Source organism: Caulobacter sp. P1_B12_2, from assembly GCF_056406675.1.
In genome coordinates this window covers 1-3910 of record NZ_JBFTZS010000435.1, presented here as the reverse complement: position 1 = coordinate 3910, position 3910 = coordinate 1, and the positions used below count along the sequence as shown (strand labels likewise).

The following is a 3910-nucleotide window of genomic DNA, read 5'->3' as shown; positions in this document are numbered from 1 at the left end:
CCAATACTGAGCCCCGGTGATCAGGGTCACCACGGCGGCCAGCCACAGCAGGCCGTGGGTGGCGTAGGTGGCCGGTGTCACCACCGACGGGTCGGTCGGCAGGTGGAAGGCGGCCCACGAGGCCAGGATCATCTCGGCGCCGATGGCCACCAGCTGCAGGGTGGTCTTCCACTTGGCCAGCACGGTGACGGGCAGTTTGATCCCCTTGCCGGCCCCGACCTCGCGCAGGGCGCTGACGGCGAATTCACGGAACAGGATCAGGCCGGCCGGCAGGATGATCATCGGGTTGGGGCCCAGGGCCATCAGGCCCAGCAGGGCTCCGCAGACCAGGATCTTGTCGCCGATCGGGTCGAGGATCGCGCCCCAGATGCTCACCGCGTCGAGTTTGCGCGCCAGCCAGCCGTCGAAGAAGTCGGTCACCGCCGCCACCACGAACGCCCAGAACGCCCAGCGCTGCAGCGACATCTGCTGATCGACCGTCAGCTGATCGCTCAGCCACGGCACGCCGCCGGCCGCCGCGGCCAGGGCCACGAACATGAACAGCGCGATGACGAGGCGCGCGGAGGTCAGGATGTTGGGCAGGTTCTTCATGGTGGAGTTCTAACGCATGAGAGCGGTTGGCGGCTATGGGGCGGCCAGCATTGCCTGGACGCGAAGCGGATTTTCCGCCAGCGGACGCAATTGAAGCTCGCCCGCCAGGGTTTGTATGCGAACCGCGCCCTCGGTGTCCTTGCGATAGCCCATCGTCCGCGACAGGACGCCGTTGGTCCAAAGCTGCACTCGGGCGGTCTCGCCCTCCCAGCCGTCGAAGCGGTACTCCAGCCGCAGGTCGCCAGGGATCACGACAGCCTTCTCCTCGAAGACCGGCGGGTTGGCGGCGTTGAGGCGGCTCGAGAAGGGTTGGATGTCGAAAGGGTCGGCTTCCGGGATGATCTGGGCGAACTTCGGGAGCAGTCTCAGACAGAGCGGCTTGTTCCTGGGCGCGTCGGCCGGCGGCAGAAAGCACCACACTTCCCGCGCGCCGGTGGCATTGGACGAGAACGTCCCAGCGTAGAAGCCGGGGCTGCCGGCCGGGGCCAGCACGCCTCTGATCGTGAAGGTGAAGCCCGTCACGTCCTTCGTCAGCACGGCGGTGCGCTTGAAGGCATAGGGGAAGGCGAGGATCGTCTCGCCTGGCCCCACGCTGGGCGCGGCGACGGGCGGGCCGGGCAGAGCCAAGCGACGGGGGTCCAAGTCGCGGTCTGGCGCCGAAGGCGATTGGGCCTTGGCGAGGCCGCCGGCGATCGGCGTGCAGACCAGGGTCAATCCCAAGATCAGCGAATGGGCGATCGACCAAGACGGCATGTGCGTGTTCCCCCGAGCCCTCGGACGCTAGCAGCGCGGCGCAACCCAAAGGAAGAGCGTTCCGGTGTTGGCTCCGACCTGATCGCGCGGGCAATGGCCCGCAAGAGCTTGCCGAAAACTGCAGTTCTGCGGAACGGATCGTGTCGCCGCGAGTGAAATCCGGCCTTCTCGCGGTAAATTATCGCTTCCCTGGTTGACCTTGGGTCGGAGGGCCGCCAAGCCATTCCCGACTTTCTCGGGGGCTTCATGAGCGGCGCGATCCAGACCAATTCCAACCGCCGGGTGCTGACCGCCAGCCTGGTGGGCACGGCGGTGGAGTTCTACGACTTCTACATCTACGCCACGGCCGCCTCGCTGGTGTTCGGGCCGCTGTTCTTCCCGTCCAAGTCGGCCAGCCTGCAACTGATGGCGGCCTATGCCAGCCTGGGCGTGGCGTTCCTGGCCCGTCCCCTCGGCGCGATCGCCTTCGGCCACTTCGGCGATCGGGTGGGCCGCAAGTCGACCCTGGTGGCGTCGCTGATGCTGATGGGCGGCTCGACCCTGGCCATCGCCTTCCTGCCCACCTACGCCATGGCCGGCTGGCTGGCCCCGACCCTGCTGTGCCTGCTGCGGTTCGGCCAGGGCTTCGGCCTGGGCGGCGAGTGGGGCGGGGCGGCCTTGCTGGCCGTCGAGAATGCGCCTCCGGGCTGGCGGGCCCGCTTCGGCATGTTCCCGCAACTGGGCGCCCCGGTCGGCTTCATCGCCGCCAACGGGCTGTTTCTGATCCTGGGCATGATCCTGAGCCCGGAGCAGTTCATGGCCTGGGGTTGGCGCCTGCCGTTCCTGGGCAGCGCCGTCCTGGTCGGAGTGGGGCTGTGGGTGCGGCTGAAGCTGACCGAGACCCCGGCCTTCGCCGCCGCCATCGCCCACGAACCGCCGCCGGCCGTGCCGCTGCGCGAGCTGCTGCGTGACCACTGGAAGGCCGTCCTCTGCGGCAACCTGGCGACCATCTGCTGCTTCGCCGTCTACTACCTGATGACCGCTTTCGCCCTGGGCTACGGCGTCACCACCCTGGGCTATAGCCGCACCGCCATGCTCGGCGTGCAGCTGGGGGCGATCCTGTTCATGGGCGTCGGCATCGTCGCCGCCGGCTACTGGTCGGACGCCGCCAATCCGCGCCGGGTGCTGATGGCCGGCTGCGCCATGACCGTCGGGGTCGGGGCGTTGCTGCCGGTGATGATGGGAGCCGGTTCGCTGCTGCCGATCTTCGCCTTCCTGGCCCTGGGCCTGCTGGTCATGGGCTTCGTCTACGGACCCCTGGGCGCCTTCCTGCCCGACCTGTTCCCGGCTCGAGTGCGCTACACCGGAGCCTCGACCGCCTTCAACGTCGGCGGCATCCTGGGCGGCGGCCTGGCCCCGATGATCGCCCAGGCCCTGGCGGAGCGAGGCGGCCTGGTTCCGGTGGGCGTCTATCTGGCCGTCGCGGCGGCTGTGAGCTTCTTGGGGCTGCTGGCGTTGAAGCCGAGGGTCGCCTAGCCGCTTACAGCGGCGAACACCTGTTTGCCTCCACCCCACATCCGCGCCACTCTGCCTCCAACGACAAGATCTCGGGAGGCGACACCATGAACCCCAACGCGGACTTCGACGTCATCGTCCACGGCGCGACAGGCTTCACCGGCCGGCTGGTGGCCGAGCATTTCGCCAGGCGTCACCCGGACGTCCGCTGGGCGATGTCGGGCCGCAGCGCCGACAAGCTGGCCGCCGTCCGCGACGAGATCGGCGCCTCGGCCGACACCCCGCTGATCGTCGCCGACGCCGACGATCCGGCCTCGCTGCGAGACCTGGTGCGGCGGACCAAGGCGGTCCTGACCACCGTCGGCCCCTATCAGCTCTATGGTTCGGACCTGGTCGCCGCCTGCGCCGAGGCCGGGACCGACTATCTGGACCTGTGCGGCGAGCCCGCCTGGATGCGCCAGATGATCGACGCCCACGAGCGGACCGCCCGGGACAGCGGAGCGCGGATCGTCTTTTCCTGCGGCTTCGACTCCATCCCGTTCGAGCTGGGCGTCTGGTTCGTGCAGCAGGAGGCCGCGCGCCGGTTCGGCGGGCCGGTGGCGCGGGTGAAAGGCCGGGTGCGGGCCATGCGCGGCGGCTTCTCGGGCGGCACGGCGGCCAGTCTGAAAGCCACCCTGGCCGCGGCGATGCGCGACCCGCAGATCCTGGAATACCTGAAGGACCCCTTCGCCCTGACCCCCGACTTCGCCGGCCCCAAGCAGCCGCACGGCGCGGCCGTGGCTCACGACGACGACCTGGGTCTATGGACCGCGCCGTTCGTGATGGCGGCGATCAACACTCGCAACGTCCACCGCTCCAACTGGCTGATGGACCAGCCTTACGGCGCCGACTTCGTCTATGACGAGATGATGCTGACCGGCCCCGGCGAGGCGGGCGAGGCCGCCGCCAAGGCCGTCGCCGCCGCCAACGCCTCGATGGGCGCCGAGGGCGGTCCCCAGCCGGGCGAGGGACCCAGCAAGGCCGAGCGCGAGGCTGGCTTCTACGACCTGCTGTTCGTCGGCCTCGCCGACGA

4 protein-coding genes are annotated in these 3910 nt (G+C 69.3%); 2 read left to right on the top strand and 2 right to left on the bottom strand.

The genetic code is table 11. The annotated features are described in order from the left end of the window. Both pgsA and AC1DZ6_RS20910 read right to left on the bottom strand, forming a co-directional pair. Positions 1 to 591: CDP-diacylglycerol--glycerol-3-phosphate 3-phosphatidyltransferase (gene pgsA, locus AC1DZ6_RS20915; protein WP_477099058.1), on the bottom strand; the 591-nt coding region annotated here is incomplete at its 3' end. Positions 592 to 624: 33 nt separating this feature from the next. Beyond that, the gene (locus AC1DZ6_RS20910; RefSeq protein ID WP_477099057.1) at positions 625 to 1344 is read right to left on the bottom strand and encodes a hypothetical protein; all 720 of its coding nucleotides are present in this window, start codon (positions 1342 to 1344) and stop codon (positions 625 to 627) included. A 246-nt stretch (positions 1345 to 1590) separates the two neighbouring features. Between AC1DZ6_RS20910 and AC1DZ6_RS20905 the strand changes: the two genes are divergently transcribed. Further along, complete coding sequence (locus AC1DZ6_RS20905) at positions 1591 to 2859, top strand: MFS transporter (RefSeq protein WP_477099056.1); 1269 nt, start codon at positions 1591 to 1593, stop codon at positions 2857 to 2859. Positions 2860 to 2945: 86 nt separating this feature from the next. Further along, positions 2946 to 3910, top strand: a 965-nt coding sequence (locus AC1DZ6_RS20900; RefSeq protein ID WP_477099055.1) for a saccharopine dehydrogenase family protein, incomplete at its 3' end; no start/stop codon positions are given.

Bases quoted from the DNA above. Each gene is read 5' to 3' on its own strand.
- AC1DZ6_RS20910 (WP_477099057.1), bottom strand. From the start codon at position 1,344: ATGCCGTCTTGGTCGATCGCCCATTCGCTGATCTTGGGATTGACCCTG.
- AC1DZ6_RS20905 (WP_477099056.1), top strand. From the start codon at position 1,591: ATGAGCGGCGCGATCCAGACCAATTCCAACCGCCGGGTGCTGACCGCC.